The organism is Pseudomonas sp. 9.2(2024) (assembly GCF_039695385.1).
Classification (GTDB): domain Bacteria; phylum Pseudomonadota; class Gammaproteobacteria; order Pseudomonadales; family Pseudomonadaceae; genus Aquipseudomonas; species Aquipseudomonas paraglycinae.
Genome location: NZ_CP155585.1, coordinates 5,279,966 through 5,301,392 on the forward strand (window position 1 = coordinate 5,279,966; position 21,427 = coordinate 5,301,392).

General features: G+C 60.6%; 15 protein-coding genes. 5 read left to right on the forward strand and 10 right to left on the reverse strand.

Annotation, left to right across the window (positions count from 1 at the left end; all coding sequences use genetic code 11):
• The first annotated feature begins 141 nt into the window (after positions 1-141).
• Positions 142-4,446 (forward strand): membrane-targeted effector domain-containing toxin, encoded by a 4,305-nt coding sequence (locus ABFB52_RS23710; RefSeq protein ID WP_129973675.1) that lies wholly within the window; start codon positions 142-144, stop codon positions 4,444-4,446.
• Positions 4,447-4,544: 98 nt separating this feature from the next.
• Here ABFB52_RS23710 and guaA read toward each other — a convergent pair whose 3' ends face one another.
• The 4 genes from guaA to ABFB52_RS23730 form a co-directional block, all read right to left on the reverse strand.
• Positions 4,545-6,122, reverse strand: a complete 1,578-nt coding sequence (gene guaA / locus ABFB52_RS23715) for a glutamine-hydrolyzing GMP synthase (RefSeq protein WP_108590389.1) — start codon at positions 6,120-6,122, stop codon at positions 4,545-4,547.
• A 100-nt stretch (positions 6,123-6,222) separates the two neighbouring features.
• On the reverse strand, positions 6,223-7,692 hold the full coding sequence (gene guaB / locus ABFB52_RS23720; protein ID WP_034156270.1) for an IMP dehydrogenase: 1,470 nt from the start codon (positions 7,690-7,692) through the stop codon (positions 6,223-6,225).
• 115 nt (positions 7,693-7,807) lie between these two features.
• Positions 7,808-8,356, reverse strand: a complete 549-nt coding sequence (locus tag ABFB52_RS23725) for a hypothetical protein (protein WP_011335799.1) — start codon at positions 8,354-8,356, stop codon at positions 7,808-7,810.
• A gap of 73 nt (positions 8,357-8,429) precedes the next feature.
• Positions 8,430-9,197: a sulfite exporter TauE/SafE family protein gene (locus ABFB52_RS23730; RefSeq protein ID WP_129973674.1), complete on the reverse strand. Its 768-nt coding sequence runs from the start codon at positions 9,195-9,197 to the stop codon at positions 8,430-8,432.
• Between the two features lie 100 nt (positions 9,198-9,297).
• Here ABFB52_RS23730 and ABFB52_RS23735 point away from each other — a divergent pair, with 100 nt between their 5' ends.
• The 4 genes from ABFB52_RS23735 to leuA all read left to right on the forward strand — a co-directional run bounded on the left by ABFB52_RS23735 (position 9,298) and on the right by leuA (position 14,423).
• A complete protein-coding gene (locus ABFB52_RS23735) occupies positions 9,298-10,185 on the forward strand; it encodes a LysR substrate-binding domain-containing protein (protein WP_129973673.1) in 888 nt (295 codons plus the stop codon).
• Positions 10,186-10,195: 10 nt separating this feature from the next.
• A complete protein-coding gene (xseA, locus tag ABFB52_RS23740; RefSeq protein WP_007956669.1) occupies positions 10,196-11,575 on the forward strand; it encodes an exodeoxyribonuclease VII large subunit in 1,380 nt (459 codons plus the stop codon).
• Between the two features lie 3 nt (positions 11,576-11,578).
• Entirely contained in the window at positions 11,579-12,400 is an 822-nt protein-coding gene (locus ABFB52_RS23745; protein WP_039765736.1) for a peptidoglycan DD-metalloendopeptidase family protein, read from the forward strand.
• Positions 12,401-12,743: 343 nt separating this feature from the next.
• Complete coding sequence (gene leuA / locus ABFB52_RS23750) at positions 12,744-14,423, forward strand: 2-isopropylmalate synthase (RefSeq protein ID WP_007956672.1); 1,680 nt, start codon at positions 12,744-12,746, stop codon at positions 14,421-14,423.
• Between the two features lie 181 nt (positions 14,424-14,604).
• Here the strand turns inward: leuA and ABFB52_RS23755 are convergent, their stop codons facing one another.
• The 6 genes from ABFB52_RS23755 to hisS all read right to left on the reverse strand — a co-directional run bounded on the left by ABFB52_RS23755 (position 14,605) and on the right by hisS (position 21,414).
• A complete protein-coding gene (locus ABFB52_RS23755; RefSeq protein WP_129973672.1) occupies positions 14,605-15,396 on the reverse strand; it encodes an amidohydrolase in 792 nt (263 codons plus the stop codon).
• Positions 15,384-16,532, reverse strand: a complete 1,149-nt coding sequence (locus tag ABFB52_RS23760; protein WP_102688191.1) for a pyridoxal phosphate-dependent aminotransferase — start codon at positions 16,530-16,532, stop codon at positions 15,384-15,386. Before ABFB52_RS23760 ends, ABFB52_RS23755 begins: the two co-directional genes overlap by 13 nt.
• A gap of 156 nt (positions 16,533-16,688) precedes the next feature.
• Complete coding sequence (der, locus tag ABFB52_RS23765; RefSeq protein WP_007956675.1) at positions 16,689-18,161, reverse strand: ribosome biogenesis GTPase Der; 1,473 nt, start codon at positions 18,159-18,161, stop codon at positions 16,689-16,691.
• 136 nt (positions 18,162-18,297) lie between these two features.
• Entirely contained in the window at positions 18,298-19,449 is a 1,152-nt protein-coding gene (gene bamB, locus ABFB52_RS23770) for an outer membrane protein assembly factor BamB (RefSeq protein WP_039765728.1), read from the reverse strand.
• Entirely contained in the window at positions 19,442-20,083 is a 642-nt protein-coding gene (locus ABFB52_RS23775; protein ID WP_011335807.1) for a tetratricopeptide repeat protein, read from the reverse strand. Before ABFB52_RS23775 ends, bamB begins: the two co-directional genes overlap by 8 nt.
• 41 nt (positions 20,084-20,124) lie before the next feature.
• On the reverse strand, positions 20,125-21,414 hold the full coding sequence (gene hisS / locus ABFB52_RS23780) for a histidine--tRNA ligase (protein ID WP_064383908.1): 1,290 nt from the start codon (positions 21,412-21,414) through the stop codon (positions 20,125-20,127).
• Between the last annotated feature and the right edge of the window lie 13 nt (positions 21,415-21,427).

A 21,427-nucleotide genomic window follows, 5' to 3' on the forward strand; every position in this document is an offset into this window, starting at 1 on the left:
GGGTTTTCGTACTGGATCCTGATCCTTTTCCCATACGTCATACCTATTGCTCCGACACCCGTTACACACAGCAGCCGACAGACCCTTCCTACGCCCGCCTGAAATGATCCGGTCCCATCCGTACCACCTCAAGGAAAGACCGTGGACACATCCGAAAACACTGCACTACCCAATGTTGCCGACAAACTGGCCCTGAAAAATCTGGTACCCGCACTGGTTCAGGCCTGCCCCGACATGTACGAAATGGCCAGTGATATCGCCAGGGATATCCTGCGCAAACATGGCGTGGATCATCTGGATCCTGAACAGGTTTACTGGCACCGCTTCAAGTTCTCCAGCAGCAGCTGGAAAGCCTTCACGGGCTGGGAACATCATGGTGCCCGGCCAACCGAGTCCATGACCTTGCCGCAACTGGTGATCCAGCGGTTCCGCGTCGGTGATCAGGACAACTTGGACATGCTCGATGTCGATGGGGGCTTTTACACGACCGGACCGGATGCCGAGGACTTCGACGAGACCAATGAAGTGCGGTTGCATGGAAACGAGGTACTGAAGGACTTCTGGGCGATCAATTTCGCCGATCGGTTCAATCAAAAGGTCGCCTCGTTCTGGAAAAAACACACCAGGACATTTCGCAGCCTGGCCAAGTGCACCTTTATTGCCCAGGCCATGGAGGATCGCGAAGGTGGCCGGTTGTCGGACGAAAACTTCCGAACCGTGGTCAAGGCTGTCGCCGGCAATGTGAGCTGGCCCGTCACGTTGCAGATGCTGGAGGAGGATGCGGCGCCCGCCAAGGGAATGCATCTGAGCCTGCTGAAGGTGGGGGGTTATGTAGCGACCGATATTCTGTGCATCACCGACGTCAATGGCCGAAAGATCCTCTACACCCCTGGGGAAGTCTGGGGCCTGCATGCCTTCGAGACAGCGGAGGACCTGCATTGGTGGGTGTTGTCGCAAACCCGTAAACCGGCTGACCGCCAACGTTTCCTCGCGCATTTTCAAGTGGCCGATCACGACATCATGGAAGACACCTCATGGCGCGACGCTGCGAAACCGGGGTGGCTCCCCCTGTTGAGTCCCGGGACATATCTGCTCACTGAGATATTCCGCCCGCCGCATGTCGAAAATGTCGGGCTCAATCATGTCCTGGATCTGCTGGTCAGCGCCTGGGACTGCGCCGATCACTCCCTGATCGAACACACCAGCGAGACGTTCAAGAGCGACGCCTTCACCTTCCTCGCCAGCGCCACTCACGCCAGGATGATCAGCGACGCCACGTTCATGATGCACACCAATGGCGATCTGCGGAAAAAGCTGTGGATCGGCTATCTCAACGCTTTCGGTCGCATGTTCGGTCCGATGGCCGCTGTCGGCTGGCCCGTGGCACTGGCCGTCGTGGGTGCCGGCATCGCCAATGTCGGGTTGCAGATTGATCAGGCGGTCAATGGCAAAACACCCGGTGAACGCAAGTCTGCAGTGACGGGCGCCATCTTCGCGACCATCGATACCCTTTTCAACGCCACCTTCCTCAAGGGCAGTGGCCGTCTGCCGGAAATAGCCGAGGCCAGCACGGTCTTCGCACCGGAAGAAAAACTTGTCGAAGCGGCGATTGCCCGCCCCCCGTTGCCTGCATTGGAGGAAATCGCCCCGACGCGCGTCCTGCCCGCGCAGCCCGAGGACTTCCTTGCTTCATTCAAGACTGAAATCACCGAAGGCACCCGCGTTGAAACCGGTGATTCCAAACTGCAGGAGATCATCCTGGCCGCGTCGGGCAAGCGTTACATTTACATGCGCCGCGCAGGACGCGACGGCTTTTATCAGGTGCGTTATGTCGAGCAGTTACGCGGCTGGGTCATTATTGATCCGGCCAATCCTTTCTCGTTTTACCGCAACGTCCCGGTTCGCTTGAACGAAGCGCTCAGGTGGGAACCGGTGGCCCGACCCGGACTCAAGGGTGGCATGAAAATTTTCGGCAAGTGGCCCTTCGGACACGCGGCCGACCCACTGCCCGACGTGGAGGCACAGCCACTGGCGTACGATGTGCCGCAAGCATCGCGACAGGCGCTGCAACCCGTTGCCGAAGCTCAGGTCGATGATTTCCCGCTGGATCCACAGGACAGCAGCGACCGTTTCTATCAAGACTTCAAAACCCTGCGGCGCGGGCTCTACGACGATGCCATCAACGCCTATGCCGCCACCGAATTTCCCCCGCGTCCAGCCGTCCCACTCTTCAAACCCACGACGCCGTTTGCCGAAATGACCAAGCGCCTGTTCAAGGACGGCACCGGCCTCGTAATCGGTCAGGACAGTTCTGCCATCGGTGCTCGACAGACCCTTGTCGACAATCTCAAAGTGCTGAACAAACAGAAGGTCAGAACCCTTTACCTGGATCACTTGCTCACGGATTTCCATCAAGCGGATCTGGATGTTTTTCACCAGAACGGCAAGATGCCGCCGGCTCTGGAGCGGTACCTGAAGGCTTTGGATGCGCGGTTCAAGACCGACCCTGCCGGACCTTATTCCTACACCGAGCTGGTAAAAGGCGCACAGAAGAATCACATCCGCGTACAAGCGATCGACAGCATGGCGACCCGGCGCTTTCCACGGATGGAAGGTACTACCGAAGCGAGCAGCCGAAAAATGATGAATTACTACTCGGACACCGTGATTCAGGCCGACCAGGTCGCACGAGGTGCTCATCGCTGGATCGCGCTGGTTGATGAGGCCCGCGCCAGCAGCTTCGACAAGGTTGCCGGGCTGAGTGAGCTGGAAGGTGCGGTGGCATTACGCGTCGATGAAAGTGCTGTGGGTCAGGCTCAGGGGCTTACAGCTGACCCGGGCAAAAAAGTCAAAGACATCCTGGGACGTCCCTTCGACGAATTGAAAAGCGATCTTCGCCTGCAACTGAGCGCACCGCCCGCGACGGCAACAGCTCGCTCGCTTGAAGAGGCGCTGCCCAGGCGCGGCATGTTCATGGTGCAGGAGCCCTCCACCCTTGTTCACCGCAGTGGCGATGGCAGTCTGGTGCGTACACCGATTCAGCAGGACAGCGCCGGTTTCTCCATCCTCCGGCCGAAATGGTCAGCCATCAGCGGGCGCCACTTCGACAGCCTGCATGAACTGTTGGAAGCCATAGGACATGAAGGTCTCACGCAGGTACATGTGCGCATTGATCCCACCGCTACGCCCGGTCAACTGCCAGACATTCAGCCGTCCATCCCGGCGATTGAAGCGCCACCCGCCCCGGATTTGATGATCAAGGATCCACCCCGTTTCACCTCGCCGTATGAGATTGCGGTGCAGGCCCGGGCCGAACTGAAAAACGTGGCGCGTGGCAACGACGCCTCTCTGCTGAACGACTCCGTCGCTTCATGGGGCGGCAATTCACCCCTCGATACATTCAAGACGCTGCGAAAACAACTGCATGAAGCAGCAGTACGTTTCTATGCCGAGCTGCATCTTCCCGTACGCCCATCAATGGATTCGCTGACAGCAGGACTGTCGGGACAAGCATTCATCGAGCGGGTATTCACGGATTTTCGCGGTCTGGTCATTGGCGAAAGCCATGCCGAAATCGGCAGCAAGCAATGGCTGATGGACAATATGCAAACCCTGGCCAACAAGGGTGTGAAGACGCTTTACTCCGAGCACCTGCTCACGGACTTCCATCAGGCCGCGCTGGATAATTACGCCAGGACGTCGGTCATGCCGCGGGATCTGGAGAACTATCTGATTCAGCTCGACAGTGGTCACGTGACCGATCCGCTGCAACGCTACACCTTTCTCGATCTGGTCAAGGAAGCCAATCGCAACGGGATACGCGTTCAGGCCATCGACTGCCTGGCCAGTTATCGGGTTGAAGGAATGAGAACGGCGGATCCGTCGGCACGCCAGAGAATGATGAACTACTACGCTCACACCGTGATCGAGGCTGACCAGGCGGCTCGCGGGCCGCATAACTGGGTGGCACTGATGGGGAACTCCCACTCGAACACGTTCGAAGGCGTTGCCGGTGTCAGCGAGCTGGAAGGCGTCGTCGGTCTGCGCGCCGAAGATGTCGCTGAAGGTCAATCCGGCGGTATCGAAGCGGATCCCGGTAAAAGTCTTGCCGATCAAATGGGCAAGAACCAGGCATTCGTAAAAGGTGACCTGCGCCTGCAAGTCGAAACACCGTGGTACGCCCGGACGACCTCAGACATCGAACGGCTACTTTCCCGACCGGGTCTGTACACCTTGAAAAGAGAATTGCGGGAAACCTTTCTGGTTCATCGCAGCCGCGCCAATGCGATCGTGCGCACCGATATCCACTTCGAATCCAACCGCGTTTTCATCGAACGCCCCGAATGGCCCAGCGTCCATGAAAAGCGCTTCGCCAGTATCAAGGCGCTGCTCAAGGCGCTTGATGAGCGAGGCATGAAACTGGCGGGTTGGTCCAGACCGTTGTAATCAGCCACTGAAAGCCAGAAACAGAAAAGCCGCGTGAAACATCGTTTCACGCGGCTTTTTGTTGGTCCTGACCTCAAGCCATCAGGGCTTGTGCAGGATCACTCCCACTCAATGGTCGCCGGCGGCTTGCTCGACACGTCGTAAGTCACGCGCGAAATGCCTTCGATTTCATTGATGATGCGGCCGCTGACAGTTTCCAGCAGTTCGTAAGGCAGGTGTGCCCAACGTGCGGTCATGAAGTCGATGGTTTCCACGGCACGCAGGGCCACGACCCAGGCGTAACGACGGCCATCGCCGACCACGCCAACCGATTTCACTGGCTGGAACACGACGAAGGCCTGGCTGACCTTGTGGTACCAGTCGGCCTTGCGCAGTTCTTCGATGAAGATGTGGTCGGCGCGACGCAGCAGGTCGGCGTATTCCTTCTTCACTTCACCAAGGATGCGCACGCCCAGGCCCGGGCCCGGGAACGGGTGACGGTAGACCATGTCGTACGGCAGGCCCAGTTCCAGGCCCAGACGACGGACTTCGTCCTTGAACAGTTCGCGCAGTGGCTCGACCAGTTTCAGGTTCATCTCTTCCGGCAGGCCGCCCACGTTGTGGTGCGACTTGATCACGTGGGCCTTGCCGCTTTTCGCGCCAGCCGATTCGATCACGTCCGGGTAGATGGTGCCCTGAGCCAGGTACTTGATGTTGTCCAGCTTGCAGGATTCGGCATCGAACACGTCGATGAAGGTACGGCCGATGATCTTGCGCTTCTTCTCTGGATCGGCTTCGCCGGCCAGGTTGTTCAGGAACTGGTCTTCCGCGTTAGCGCGGATCACCTTGACGCCCATGTTCTCGGCGAACATGGCCATCACCTGCTCGCCTTCGTGCAGACGCAGCAGGCCGTTGTCGACGAAGACGCAGGTCAGCTGGTCGCCGATGGCCTTGTGCAGCAGTGCCGCAACCACCGAGGAGTCCACACCGCCGGACAGACCCAGCAGCACGTTGTCGGTACCGACTTGTGCGCGGATGTTGGCGATGGCGTCTTCGGCGATCTTCGACGGAGTCCACAGGGCTTCGCAGCCGCAGATGTCGAGAACGAAACGCGACAGGATGCGACCGCCCTGCTTGGTGTGGGTCACTTCCGGGTGGAACTGCACGCCGTAGTAAGCGCGCTCGTCGTTGAACATGCCGGCGATCGGGCAGCTCGGGGTGCTGGCCAGGATGTGGAAGTCTTCCGGCATCTTGGTGACCTTGTCACCGTGGCTCATCCACACGTCGAGGCCGAACAGGCCGTCGGCGTCGATGTGGTCTTCGATGCCGTCGAGCAGGCGGCTCTTGCCGACCACGTCAACGCGGGCATAACCGAACTCACGCAGTTCGGAGCCTTCAACCTTGCCGCCCAGTTGCTCGGCCATGGTCTGCATGCCGTAGCAGATACCGAAGACCGGTACGCCCAGGTCGAATACCGCCTGCGGGCAGCGCGGGCTGTTGGCTTCGTGCACGGACTCGGGACCGCCGGCGAGGATCACGCCTTTTGGCGCAAATTCGCGGATCGCATCTTCGTCCATGTCGAACGGGTGCAGTTCGCAGTACACACCGATCTCGCGCACGCGGCGGGCGATCAGTTGGGTGTATTGCGAACCGAAGTCGAGGATCAGGATGCGGTGAGCGTGAATGTCGAGGGCCATGATTCAGTCTCGTCTAAGTAATTCAGAAACAGTCTTTGATTCAGAAACGACTCGGGGCTGAATAAAACAGCCCCGGTCATTTAACGTTTTGCTTGAAGCCTCAACCTACGCGGTAGTTTGGCGCTTCCTTGGTGATCTGCACGTCGTGAACGTGGGATTCGGCCATGCCGGCACCGGTGATCCGCACGAACTCAGGCTTGGTGCGCATTTCTTCGATGTTGGCGCTGCCGGTGTAACCCATCGAGGAACGCAGACCGCCCATCAACTGGTGAATGATCGCGCTCAGGGTGCCCTTGTAAGGAACACGGCCTTCGATGCCTTCCGGAACGAGTTTCTCGGCGCCTGCCGAGGAGTCCTGGAAGTAACGGTCGGAGGAACCTTGAGCCTGGGACATGGCGCCCAGCGAACCCATGCCGCGATAAGCCTTGTATGAACGGCCCTGGAACAGTTCGATCTCGCCCGGTGCTTCTTCGGTACCGGCAAACATCGAGCCCATCATCACGCAGGAAGCACCGGCAACGATGGCCTTGGACAGGTCACCGGAGAAACGGATGCCGCCGTCGGCGATCAACGGAACGCCGGTGCCTTCGAGGGCAGCGGCAACGTTGGCGATGGCACTGATTTGCGGAACGCCGACACCGGCGACGATACGGGTGGTGCAGATCGAGCCAGGGCCGATACCGACCTTGACCGCGTCGGCGCCAGCTTCGGCCAGAGCCTTGGCGGCTGCGCCGGTGGCGATGTTGCCGCCGATCACCTGCACTTCAGGGAAATTCTCTTTGACCCAGCGAACGCGGTCGATCACGCCTTTGGAGTGACCATGAGCGGTGTCGACCACCACCACGTCCACGCCGGCATTGACCAGGGCGGCAACGCGGTCACCAGTGTCTTTACCGGTACCGACCGCAGCGCCGACGCGCAGACGACCTTGATCGTCCTTGCTGGCCAGCGGATAGGCCTTGGCTTTCTCGATGTCTTTGACGGTCATCATGCCTTTGAGGGCAAACTTGTCGTCGACGATCAGGACTTTTTCCAGGCGGTGCTTGTGCAGCAGCTCGCGGACTTCGTTCTTGTCGGCGCCTTCGCGAACAGTGACCAGACGCTCTTTGGGCGTCATCACTTCACGAACAGTGGCTTCCAGACGGGTTTCGAAACGCACGTCACGGGAAGTGACGATGCCGACCAGGTCGCCATCGTGCAGAACCGGAACGCCGGAAATGTTGTGCATGCGGGTCAGTTCGAACAGATCACGAACCGTGGCGTCAGCCTCGATGGTGATTGGGTCCTTGACCACACCGGCTTCGAACTTCTTGACCTTGCGAACTTCGGCAGCTTGCTGCTCGATGGTCATGTTCTTGTGGATAATGCCGATGCCACCTTCCTGAGCCATGGCGATTGCCAGACGGGCTTCGGTGACGGTGTCCATGGCGGCAGAAACCAGAGGAATGTTCAGCTCGATGCCACGGGTAAGGCGGGTCTTCAGACTGACTTCGTTAGGAAGCACCTCGGAATAACCAGGCACTAAAAGAATGTCGTCGAAGGTCAGAGCTTCTTGGCTGATACGCAGCATCGCGGGGGCTCCCGAGCGGGAAAATGGAAGCGCGCCATTATACTCAGACACCCTACCGGGCTCAATGTAAAACTTGTCTTATATCAATGTTGCTGATGTACGGGAAAAACGCCCCTTACAACTCGACCTTGACCCAGCTCACCGGCTGATCCAGCCAGTCGGCGAATTCGTCGATGAAACTCTGCTTGAACCCCGCCTCCAGCCAGTTGTTGAAGATGAAACCGAGGTTGGAAAACCCGCATTCCTGCAAATACAGAAAACCGTTGATGTCGTCTTCATGCCCGCATTCAGGGCAGGTGAAGTTGTCGGTGCGGCCCGGCATCCAGTCTTCCAGGCTTTCGAACAGCGCTTCGCCGATCTCCTGGCGGCATTCGGCACACCCGGCTTCTTCGAGAAAACCCTTGGCCGGGGTGTAGATGCAGCGTTTGGTGATGACTTCCAGCCCATTGATCGGCTCACCGAACGGCAGCGCCTCGGGGTGCAGCACCACCGCACGGGCACCATCGGCGATGGCGTAGGCCATGCGATTGCCGGTACGTCCGCACGTGCTCAGCTCTTCCTTGACGATGTTCTTGCGCACCAGCCAGCGCAGGATCGCCCGGGCCCGGGGCTCGTGCACCGGCAGGTTGGAGATTTTCGGGACGATGATGCTTTGGGAGTTCATGATGCAAGCCTGCTGCGTCAAAGGATGTTCTGCGACAAACGCGGCCGGCAGCTTAATCCCTGACAAAATCCGGTCAAGTGCTTAAATAGCGGCCGATCAGCGCAATCCCGCTCGCCAGCACCAGCCAGGTCACCAACCGCACGAAGGCCTCGCGGGACAGGCGCATGGTCAACCGCCGCCCGACCCACAAGCCCAGCGCCATGGCCGGCAACAGGCACAGCGCAAGCATCAACAAGGGTAGCTCGGCATACACCCCGGCGATGGCGAACAGGCTCAAACGCACCACCGTGCTGCAACTGATCAGCGCACTTTGCGTGGCCCGGGCTGCGTCCTTCGGCAGTCGGCTGTTGAGGTAGATCGCATAAAGAAAGCCGCCACTGCCGAACAATGCCCCAAACAAACCGCCGACCGTACCCATCGGCAACGCCCACCCGGCAGACAACTGCGCCGGTCGCGCCTTGATCCACAAGCTGTAGATCGCGTACGCGCTGATGAACAGCCCCATCAACAGCAACAGCAGATCGGACTTGAGGTTAAGCAGGAAAATCACCCCCAGCGTGCAACCCACCGCCATGCACGGCAGCAGCCGCAGCAATTCCGCTTTCGCCACGTCACGCCGCGACGGCAGCAGATTGCCGAACGCCGCGACGAAATCCAGCAGCACCAGCAACGGCACGATCTTCGACAGCGGCATGAACAGGATCAGGATCGGCCCCGCCACCAGCGCCGTGCCGAAACCGGCAATCCCGAACACGATGTAGGCCAGCGCGATGGCCAGTCCGATCACCACCCAGCCCTGCGCACCCCACGACCATTCGCTCAACAACCCCGCCACGCTCATTCGCTCGCTTCCTTTATAAGCCTGCGATGACTTTAGCCAGCGCCGAGGGTTGCGACTAATATTATCCAAACCGCCAAGCCATCTCAAAAAGGCATGCCTCGTGCTTTCAACCCGCCAATTGCGCTACTTCGTGGAAATCGCCGAGAGCGGCAGCTTCAGTGCCGCAGCCGAACGGCTGTTCATTGCTCAATCGGCGCTGAGCCGGCAGATCAAGGACATGGAAACCCGCCTGCAAACGCCGCTGTTCGAACGCACCGCGCGCCAGCCCCGGCTCACCGCCGCTGGCGAAGCGTTCCTGCCCCGGGCGAGAAACCTGCTCAATGAACTGAACAAGGCCAGCACCCTGGCCACGGAAATTGGCCAAGGGCAGCGCGGCACTTTGCGCGTGTGTCACTCCAGCACCGTGCCGATCAGCGGCCGACTGTTGCGCGACATGAGCGCATATCTGCAGCAGCAACCCGGTGTTTCGCTGGATATCGGCACGCTCTCCTCGGAGGCACAACTTGAAGAACTGGCCGAGGGCCGGCTCGATATCGGTCTTCTGCGCCTACCGGTGCTGCGCCAGCGCGAGGGTGTTCAGGTTGTGCCGCTCTATACCGAACGCTTGCTGCTTGCCGTGCCGGCGGATCATCGACTGGTGTTGGCGGAGGCGGTCGATCTGGCGCAATTGAAGGACGAAGCGTTCATCTCCATCCCGCATCCGCAGCGCGGCGGGCTGAGTTATTTGTGCGCCGACCTGTGCATGCGTCACGGCTTCTTCCCCCAGGCGGCGCGGGTGATGTCGCGCAAGACCACGCAATTGCAATTGATCCAGGCCGGATTTGGCATCGCTCTTCTGCCGGAATCAATGCAGGACATCGCGCCCGCTGGTGTGAGATTTCTGCCGCTGAGCGGCGATTGCCAGAGCACTGTCGCCTTCGCATCTCGGCAAAATCCCACACCTCTGGTGCAACACTTCCTCCAGACATTCACCGGCGAATGCCTTTAAACTGCGCCCCATGATTAAAGATCCCTTTGCAAGACTCGGCCTCGACCGCGAAGTCCTGACCGTCAGCCAGCTCAACGGCCGCGCGCGAGTGTTGCTCGAAGACGTGTTCAGCAACATCTGGGTCGAAGGCGAAATCTCCAACCTCGCCCGCCCGGCGTCCGGCCACGTGTATTTCACGCTCAAGGACAGCGGCGCGCAGGTGCGTTGCGCACTGTTCCGCCAGAATGCCGCGCGGGTGCGTCAGGCGCTGAAGGACGGTCTGGCGGTCAAGGTGCGCGGCAAGGTCTCGCTGTTCGAAGGGCGTGGCGACTATCAGCTGATCCTCGACACCGTGGAGCCTGCCGGTGACGGTGCCCTGCGCCTGGCCTTCGATGCCTTGAAGGAAAAGCTCAGCGCCGAAGGCCTGTTCAGTGCCGAGCGCAAAGTGCCGCTGCCGGCGCATCCGCAGCGCATCGGCATCATCAGCTCGCCGACCGGCGCGGTGATCCGCGACATTATCAGCGTGTTCCGCCGCCGCGCGCCGCAGGTACAACTGACGCTGATTCCCACCGCCGTTCAGGGCCGCGAAGCCACCGCGCAGATCGTCCGAGCCCTGAAACTGGCGGACGCCCGTGGCTTCGACGCGCTGATCCTGGCCCGTGGCGGCGGCTCGCTGGAAGACCTCTGGTGCTTCAACGAAGAGGCGGTGGCCCGTGCGGTGGATGCCTGCGTCACGCCGATCGTCAGCGCGGTCGGCCATGAAACCGATGTGTCGATCAGCGACTTCGTGGCGGACGTTCGCGCACCGACGCCGTCCGCTGCCGCTGAACTGCTTGCCCCGGATTCCAGCCACCTGATCCGGCAGGTCGAAAGCCTGCATCGCCGACTGGTGATGCGCATGCGTGATCGCCTGATGCGCGATCGCCTGCGCCTTGAAGGCATGACCCGCCGCCTGCGCCATCCCGGCGAGCGTCTGCGCCAGCAGGCACAACGTCTGGATGATCTGGACATGCGCATGCGCCGAGCGTTCGAGCGCCAGCTCAATACCCGCCGCGAACGCCTGATCCGCCTGGAAACCCGTCTCGCCGGGCAACATCCGGGACGCCAACTGGCCCTGTTGCGCCAGCGCCTGGACAGTCTCGCCGAGCGCCTGCCACGTGCCATGAACGAAGGTTTGAAACGCCGCCGTTTACAACTGCAAAGCCAGATGCAGACCCTGCACGTGGTCAGCCCGCTGGCGACCCTCGGCCGTGGCTACAGCATTCTGCTGGATGAGCGTGGCAACGCGATCCGCAACGCCGCGCAGACCCACACCGGCCAGCGCCTCAAGGCCAGACTGGGCGAAGGCGAACTGCAAGTGCGCGTCGAGGACAATCACCTGACGCCTGTCACTCTCTCTTTACTGGACTGATCCATGCCGCGTTTTCTCGCTCCGCTGCTGTTGCTCTGCCTGACCTTCAACGCCCACGCCGACAGTTACATCACCCGCCTGCTGAACAAACCGGTGCCGGGCGGCGTGGCTGTCGTCGATCTTGGGACCGCTGCGCAAGCGCCGAAAGCCACGTATCAGGGCAAACCGGTGCTGGTGGTCAAGGAACAGAACAACTGGCTGGCGATTGTCGGCGTTCCGTTGACCGTCAAACCCGGCGTTCAGCAGATCAGCAGTGGCGGCCGCAACCTCAACTTCAATGTCGGTAACAAGAAATACCCGGAACAGCACATCACCCTGAAGAACACCCAGCAGGTCAATCCGAACCCGGCCAACCTCAAGCGCATCGAGGGCGAACTGGCCGAGCAGATCAAGGCCTACCGCAGTTTCAGTCCGAATACGCCGAGCAATCTGCTGCTGGACAAACCGGTCAACGGGCCGCTGTCGAGCAAGTTCGGCGTGCGCCGTTTCTTCAACGGTGAAGAGCGCAATCCGCACGCAGGTCTGGACTTCGCGGTGCCGGCCGGCACGCCGATCAAGACCCCGGCAGCCGGCAAGGTAATCCTGATCGGCAACTACTTCTTCAATGGCAACACTGTGTTCGTCGACCACGGCCAGGGCTTTATCAGCATGTTCTGTCACATGTCGAAGATTGATGTGCAGAACGGCCAACAACTGGCGCGCGGTGCGGTGGTGGGCAAGGTGGGCGCTACAGGTCGGGCGACCGGGCCGCACATGCACTGGAACGTCAGCCTGAACGACGCGCGGGTCGATCCGGCGATTTTCATTGGGGCTTTCCAGCCTTGATTTCAGGCTGAAGCCCTTCCAGCAGGGATTGCGCACGACGAATGGTCCGCGCAATCCCCACCAACAATTAGTGCCATATCAAGAATAAAATCTCGGAAAAAACCGCTTTCCGGGTATTCCTCTCAATTTTTTTCGACTGCTTGCCATCCTCATCCCCCGCGGTTAGGGTTGAAGGCATGAAAACCTCTCACACCCTCATTCAGCTTCGCCAGCACCGCAGCCTGTGCCTTGTCAGCGCACGACTGCCGGGCTGAATCGCTGCGCCTCGTCCCACGCTTTTCCAAGAACGTTCGTTCCACCGGCAGGCCGCCTCTTTTCGGCCCAGACAATAAGGAATTTCCCGATGAGCATGCTCAAAGACCCGTCTTCGAAATACCGCGCGTTTCCTGTGATCAACCTGCCGGATCGCACCTGGCCGTCGAAGACCATCGATGCCGCGCCGATCTGGTGCAGCTCCGACCTGCGTGACGGCAACCAGTCGTTGATCGAGCCAATGGACGCGGTGAAAAAGCTGCGCTTCTGGAAAACCCTGGTGCAGGTGGGCGTGAAGGAAATCGAAGCCTCGTTCCCGGCCGCTTCGCAAACCGACTTCGACTTCGTGCGCACTCTGATCGAAGACGGCCACATCCCGGACGACACCACTATTCAAGTGCTGACCCAGGGCCGTGAAGACCTGATCGAGCGCACCTTTGAATCCCTGCGCGGGGCGAAGAAAGCCATCGTTCACCTGTACAACGCCACCTCCCCTTCTTTCCGTCGCATCGTGTTCAACCAGGACAAGGACGGGATCAAGGCCATCGCCGTGAACGCCGCCAAGCTGTTCGTCAAATACGCAGCCATGCAGCCGGACACCGAGTGGACCTTCGAGTACTCGCCGGAAACCTTCAGCGCCACCGAGCTGGAATTCGCCAAGGAAGTCTGTGACGCGGTGATCGAGGTCTGGAACCCGACGCCTGAGCACAAGATCATCCTCAACCTGCCGGCCACCGTTGAATGCGCGACGCCGAACGTCTACGCCGACCAGATCGAGTGGTTCCACCGCAACATCAACCGTCGTGACAGCGTGATCATCAGCCTGCACACCCACAACGACCGTGGCACCGGCGTGGCCGCCACCGAGTTGGGCCTGATGGCCGGCGCCGACCGCGTCGAAGGTTGCCTGTTCGGCAACGGCGAGCGCACCGGCAACGTCGACCTCGTCACCGTGGCACTGAACATGTACACCCAGGGCCTCGACCCGCAACTGGACTTCTCCGACATCGACGGCGTGCGCAAGGTCGTCGAAGAGTGCAACCAGATCCAGGTTCACCCGCGTCACCCGTACGTCGGCGACCTGGTGCACACCGCGTTCTCCGGCTCCCACCAGGACGCGATCCGCAAGGGCTTCGCCCAGCAGAAGTCCGATGCACTGTGGGAAGTACCGTACCTGCCGATCGACCCGGCCGACATCGGCCGCAGCTACGAGGCGGTGATCCGCGTCAACAGCCAGTCGGGCAAGGGTGGCATCGCCTACTTGCTGGAGCAGGAATACGGCATCAGCCTGCCACGTCGCATGCAGATCGAATTCAGCCAGGTCGTGCAGCGTGAAACCGATCGCCTGGGCCTGGAGATGACCGCGCAGCAAATCCACGCGCTGCTGCACAGCGAATACCTGCAAGCCAACACCCCTTACGCGCTGGTCAGCCATCGTCTGCAGGAAGAAAACGGCAACAGCGCCGTCGAAGTGGAAGTGGCGAGCAAGGGTCAGGGCGAAACCAACCTGCACTGGCGCGGCAAGGGCAACGGCGCGCTGGAAGCGCTGGTGGCCGGTCTGCCGATTCCGGTGGAGATCATGGATTACAACGAACACGCCATTGGCGCGGGCACCAACGCCAAGGCGGCGGCCTACATCGAGCTGCGTGTGAACGGCGAACGTGCGGTGCACGGCGTGGGCATCGATGAAAACATCACCACCGCCAGCTTCAAGGCCCTGTTCAGCGCGCTGAATCGCTCGCTGAGCCAGCCGGAAGCCAAAGCGGCGTAACTGACCGCTGCAATGCAAAAGGCCCCGGAGTGCGAACTCGGGGCCTTTTTTTCCTGCCACTTTCTGATCGTTCCCACGCTCTGCGTGGGAATGCAGCTCGTGACGCTCTGCGTCCCTTGAGGCATTCCCACGCGGACGGTTCGACGCCTCGAAGTGGGAACGATCTAGGCGACTTGGGCTATTAAGTGAACTCGAAGGTGTCCGCGTCAAGATTCGCCGGAAACCGCTCGCGGTAAGCCGCCAGCGAGGCCGCTTCCAGAACCACCTTGAACACCCCGTCAGCCTCCCCCGCCGCAAGCAACGTCTCGCCCTGGAAATCCAGCACCTGACTGTCGCCGGTGTACGCGAAACCCTTGCCATCGGTGCCAACGCGGTTGACCGCCGCTACATAGCACAGGTTTTCGATCGCCCGGGCCGGCAGCAACCGGTTCCAGTGCTGACGCCGCGCACCCGGCCAGTTGGCGGTGTACAGCAGCAGGTCGGTATCCTGAGCGTCGCGACTCCACACCGGGAAGCGCAGGTCGTAGCAGATCAGCGGACGCACCCGCCAGCCCTTGAGCTCGAACTGCACCTGACGTTCGCCGGGAGTGTAGTGGTTGTGCTCGCCAGCCATGCGGAACAGGTGACGCTTGTCGTAATGCAGCACTTCGCCGTCCGGCCGCGCCCACAACAAACGGTTGCGGTGGCTGCCGTCGGCGGCCTGGATGATCACGCTGCCGGTGACGACCGCGTTCAGTTTCGTCGCCTGGATCCGCAGCCATTTGCTGGTCGGGCCGTTTTCGGCTTCGGCCAGGGTTTCGGACTCCATGGAGAATCCGGTGGTGAACATCTCCGGCAGGATGATCAGATCCGCACCGCGCGCCTGCTCCAGCAAAGCGTCGAAATGCTCGAGATTGGCCTGACGATCATGCCAGGCCAGACTGGTCTGGATCAGCGCCAGATTGAGATCGGGCAACGCACTCAGATCACGCATAGTTTGGCCGCCGCTTCCCGCAGCGTCTCCTCACGTTTGGCAAAGCACAGGCGCACCAGGCGCTGGCCTTCAGGTGGATTCTGGTAGAACACCGACACCGGAATACTCGCCACACCATGCTCGCGGGTCATCCACATCGCCATCTCGACATCGTTCAGGTCAGGGCGAATCTGCGAGTAATCGACCAGTTGGAAATAAGTGCCGGTGACCCGGGTGAAGCTGAATCGCGACGGTGCCAGCAGATCACAGAACAGATCGCGCTTGGCCTGATAGAAGCCCGGCAGCTCTTCGACGTGTTCCGGATGCTCGGCCATGTAATCGGCCAAAGCAAACTGCAACGGGGTCACGCCGCAGAAACTGACGTACTGGTGCACCTTGCGCAGCTCCGCCGTCAGGGCCGGCGGAGCCACAACGTAACCGGTTTTCCAGCCGGTGACGTGATAGGTCTTGCCGAACGAGCTGACCACGAAGGCGCGCTGATACAATTCTTCATGGGCCAGCACGCTGACGTGCGGCACGCCGTCGAATACCAGGTGTTCGTAGACTTCGTCGCTGATCACGTAGATGTCGCGATCACGGATCAACGCTGCCAGTTGATCCAGCTCGGCGCGGCTGATCAATGCACCGCTCGGGTTATGCGGGGTGTTGAGGATGATCATCCGCGTGCGCGGGCTCAGGGCTGCGCTGAGTCTGTCGAAGTCGATGGAGAAATCCTTCAGGCCCAACTGCACGTGCACGCAGCGCCCGCCGGCCAGCTCTACTGCTGGCTCGTAGCTGTCGTAGGCCGGGTCGAACACGATGACTTCGTCGCCGCTGTGGATAACCGCCTGGATGGCGCAGAAGATTGCTTGGGTCGCGCCGGGGGTCACGGTTACTTCGGTATCGGCATCGACGTTGGTGCCATAACTGCGGGCGATTTTCGCCGCGATCTGCTGACGCAGCGCCGGCAGGCCGGTCATGGGCGAATACTGGTTATGACCGCTGGCGATGTGTCGACCGACCGCGTCGCGCAGTGCCTGCGGGCCGTCGAAATCGGGAAAACCCTGGGAAAGGTTGATCGCTCCGGTCTGCGCCGCGAGCTGAGACATCTGCGTGAAAATAGTGATGCCGACATTCGGCAGCTTGCTGGTGATCATCGGGAGCCCCTTGCAGGTGAGCTGCAAGTTTCAAGCTGCAAGCGACAAGTTTCAAGCATCAATCCATCGCCCACAAAAAAGGGCTCTGAACAGAGCCCTTCTTTACTTCCACGCTTTAACTTGAAGCTTGCAGCTCGAAACCCGCAGCTGCTCTTTTTACTTCTTGTCGCGACGCTTCTTGCTGGCCTTCTTGTTGTGCGACATCAAGCGACGCTTCTTGTTGACCTGGCGGTCGGTCAGCGTGTTCTTGTTGCCTTCGTACGGGTTCTCGCCGCCCTTGAACTCGATACGGATCGGCGTACCGACCAGTTTGAGCACACGGCGGTAAGTGTTTTCCAGATAGCGCACGTACGACTTCGGCACTTTCTCGATCTGGTTGCCGTGGATCACGATGATCGGCGGGTTCGCACCACCCAGGTGAGCGTAACGCAGCTTGATCCGGCGGCTGTTGACCATCGGCGGCTGGTGCTCGCTGACCGCGTCTTCGAGAATCTGCGTCAGGCGGCTGGTCGGCCAGCGGGTGACCGCCGACTTGAACGAGTTTTGTACCGAGGCGTAGAGGTTGCCCACGCCAGTACCGTGCAGAGCCGAGATGAAGTGGATATCGGCGAAGTCAACGAAGAACAACCGACGCTGCAGCTCGACCTTCACGAAGTCGCGCTCGCTCGGCGTCATGCCGTCCCACTTGTTGATCGCGATCACCAGCGCACGACCTGCTTCAAGGGCGAAGCCCAGCAGGTTGAGGTCGTGATCGACCACGCCTTCGCGGGCGTCCATCACGAAGATCACCACGTTGGCGTCTTTGATCGCCTGCAGGGTTTTGACCACGGAGAATTTTTCGACTTCTTCGTGGATCTTGCCGCGCTTGCGCACACCGGCGGTGTCGATCAGCGTGTACTTCTCGTCGTTACGTTCGAACGGGATGTAGATACTGTCGCGGGTGGTGCCGGGCTGGTCGTAGACGATTACCCGGTCTTCACCGAGCATGCGGTTGACCAGGGTCGACTTGCCGACGTTCGGACGGCCGATGATGGCGATCTTGATCCCGTCTTTTTCGCTCGGGCCAGGAATGCGCTTGGCTTCCTCGCCTTCGGCGACCACTTCTTCCTCTTCACCTTCGGCCGGTTCGTCATCATCGCGCGGGAAGTCGCTCAGGGCGGCTTCCAGCAATTGCGTGATGCCGCGACCGTGGGCGCCGGCGATCGGGATCGCGTGGCCCATGCCCAGCGGGGCGAATTCGGCGCGGGCCATTTCCGGATCGATGTTGTCGACCTTGTTGGCCACCACGTGGGAACGCTTGTTACGTTTGCGCAAGTGTTCGGCGATCATCTGGTCGGCGGCGGTGAAACCGGCCTTGGCATCTACCAGGAACAGAACGACATCCGCTTCTTCGATGGCCAGCAGCGACTGCTCGGCCATTTTTTCGTCCATACCATGCTCGTCACCGGAGATACCGCCGGTGTCGATCAGAATGTAGGAACGCCCTTGCCACTTGGCCTCACCGTACTGGCGATCACGGGTCAGACCGGACAAGTCGCCGACGATGGCGTCGCGAGTCCTGGTCAGGCGGTTGAACAAGGTGGACTTGCCGACGTTCGGTCGGCCCACCAGGGCGATTACGGGAACCATGCGGCTCTCCACTTCGTTATTTCAGAAAATACAAAAGCCGCTGCGAGGCAGCGGCTGGTGCTCGGGGCAACACCCGTGGGTGCTGCAAACCCTGCAGAAGCAAGGCCGCCTGGGGAGTTAACCCCAAGCATAGTTGTTACTTGATGGTCAGGGCTTCCAGTTTGCCACTGTTGCCATACACATAAATCGTGTCGCCCACCACCAGCGGACGGGCACGCAGGCCGTCGCTGTCGATGCGCTCGCGGCCGACGAAACGACCGTCCACCTGACTCAGCAGGTGCAGGTAACCTTCCAGGTCACCGACTGCAACGTAGCTGGAGAACACTTCCGGCGCCGACAGTTGACGACGGGCCAGCGAGTCGTTGCTCCACAGTGCTGTGGTGGAACGCTCGTCGACGCCTTCAACGGTGCCCGACGACAGGCTTACGTAGACGTTGCCGAAACCCTGGGCAACACCGGCGTAGCTCGACGCGTCGCGCTGCCAGAGCTGACGGCCGCTTTCCAGATCCAGTGCCGCAACGCGACCCTGATAGCTGGCGACGTACAGGGTACCGCCGGACAACAGCAGACCGCCGTCGATGTCGACCACGCGCTCCAGTTCCGAACGACCTTGTGGAATCGCGATCCGCTGTTCCCAGACCGGCACGCCGTTGGAAATGTCGAGAGCGACCACTTTACCGGTCGACAGGCCCGCCACCGCGAGGCGGTTGGTGACGATCGGTGCGCTGGTGCCGCGCAGGGTCAGTACGGCCGGAGTGCTGTCATACACCCAACGCTGATTGCCGGTGGACGCGTCCAGACCGATCAGACGATCGTCCTGGGTCTGTACCACCACCACGTCACCGTTGTTGGCCGGTGGCGCGAGGACTTCGCTGTTGACGCGCGAGCGCCACTTCTCTTCACCGTTGATGGCGTCGAGGGCAACGACTTCACCGCGCAGGGTGCCGACCATGACCAGACCGTAACCCACGCCAACGGCGCCGGACACAGGCAGTTCAAGGTCTTTCTTCCATTTCACGTCGCCGTTGCCGCGATCCAGGCCCATCACGATACCGGTCACGTCGGCTGCGTAGATGGTGTCACCGTCGATCGCCGGTACCAGCATGTTGTACGTTTCGCCCTGACCGTCACCGATCGAGCGGCTCCACTGCTTGTGCAGGACCACTTCTTCTTTGAAGTCGGTCAGCTCGGCCGGTGGCAGTTCTTTTTTGCTGTTGCTGCTGCAACCCGCGGCCAGAATGGCCAGAGCCAGCAATGCTGCATGCTTCCAACGGATCACGTCACGCATCCCCTTTGGCCAGGTCGTCCAGCTTGATTTGAAGGCCACCGACCGCCGCTTCATCCGACAGTGCCGCCTTGGCTTTTTGATACGCCGCGTTCGCTTCGTCGGTACGGCCCAGCTGTACCAGCAGGTCGCCCTTGAGTTCTTCGCGAGTGGCCAGGAACGACTTGTCGGCATCGCCTTCGAGCAGTTTCAGGGCTTCGTCGGCCTTGTTCTGTGCGCCCAGTACCTGCGCCAGACGCTGACGGGCGATTTCGCCCAGCGCCGGGTTGGCCGGTTTGGCAACGATGGCCTTGAGTTCGGTCGCCGCGTCGTCCAGCTTGCCGCTGTCGACCGCGACCTTGGCCACGAACAGGCTGCCGTACTGCGCGTAGGCAGAACCGCCGAATTCGCTGTTGAGCTTGCCGGCCAGATCCGCAACACGCGCGGCGTCAGGCTTGCCATCCGGGGTCAGCGTGGTTTCCAGCAATTGCTGATAGAGCACCGAGGCGCCTTGCGACTGGTTGCTCTGATACTTGTGATAAGCCTGCCAGCCGAACACGATGACCAGCGCCAACAGGCCGCCGGTGACCAGAGGTTTGCCGTTGCGTGTCCACCAGTCCTTCAAATCCGCCAACTGTTCGTCTTCGGTACTCGACACCCCAATACTCCTTAATCGCTAAATCGGCTGTTTGGACAGCTTCAACCCTGCACGACGCAGGTGGCCAGGTGTGCAGCGAGCGCATCCCAGGCAATGCTTTGTTGTTCGCCCTGGCCACGCAGGGGTTTGAAACCTACCACTTGCTGGGCCATTTCGTCGTCACCGAGGATCAGTGCGTACAACGCACCGCTCTTGTCGGCTTTCTTGAACTGGCTCTTGAAGCTGCCGGCGCCGGCATTGACTTGCAGGCGCAGGTTGGGCAGTTGGTCGCGTACACGCTCGGCCAGGGCCAGACCGGCCAGCTCTGCTTCTTCGCCGAAGGCGCAGAGATAGACGTCGACCTGACGGGAGATTTCTTCCGGGATCTGCTCCAGGGTTTCCAGCAGCAGCACCAGACGCTCGATACCCATGGCGAAACCGACGCCCGGGGTCGGCTTGCCGCCCATCTGCTCGACCAGACCGTCATAGCGCCCACCCGCGCAGACGGTGCCCTGGGCGCCGAGCTTGTCGGTGACCCATTCGAATACGGTTTTGCTGTAGTAATCCAGACCACGCACCAGCTTCGGGTTGAGCACGTAAGGAATGCCGACGGCATCCAGACGGGCCTTCAGCCCTTCGAAGTGGGCACGGGATTCGTCATCCAGGTAATCCGCCATTTTCGGCGCATCGACCAGCACGGCCTGGGTGTCGGCATTTTTGGTGTCGAGCACGCGCAGCGGGTTGGTTTTCAGGCGACGCTGGCTGTCTTCGTCCAGTTTGTCGTGGTGCGCCGAGAGGTACTCGACCAGCGCTTCACGATAACGGCCGCGGGACTCGCTGGTGCCGAGGCTGTTGAGTTCGAGCTTGACCGCGTCACGGATGCCCAGCTCGCCCCACAGGCGCCAGGTCATGATGATCAGTTCGGCGTCGATGTCCGGACCGTCGAGGTTGAACACCTCCAGACCGATCTGGTGGAACTGGCGATAACGGCCTTTCTGTGGACGCTCATGACGGAACATCGGGCCGATGTACCAGAGCTTCTGCACCTGGCCACCGCCGGTGATGCCGTGCTCGAGCACCGCACGCACGCACGCAGCCGTGCCTTCCGGACGCAGGGTCAGGGAGTCGCCGTTGCGGTCTTCGAAGGTGTACATCTCTTTTTCGACGATGTCGGTCACTTCACCGATCGAGCGCTTGAACAGCTCGGTGAACTCGACGATCGGCATGCGGATCTGCTTGTAACCGTAGTTATCCAGCAGACGCGAAACGGTGCCTTCGAAATAACGCCATACCGGCGTCTGTTCCGGCAGGATGTCGTTCATGCCACGAATGGCTTGCAGAGACTTGCTCACAGAATTTCCTTAA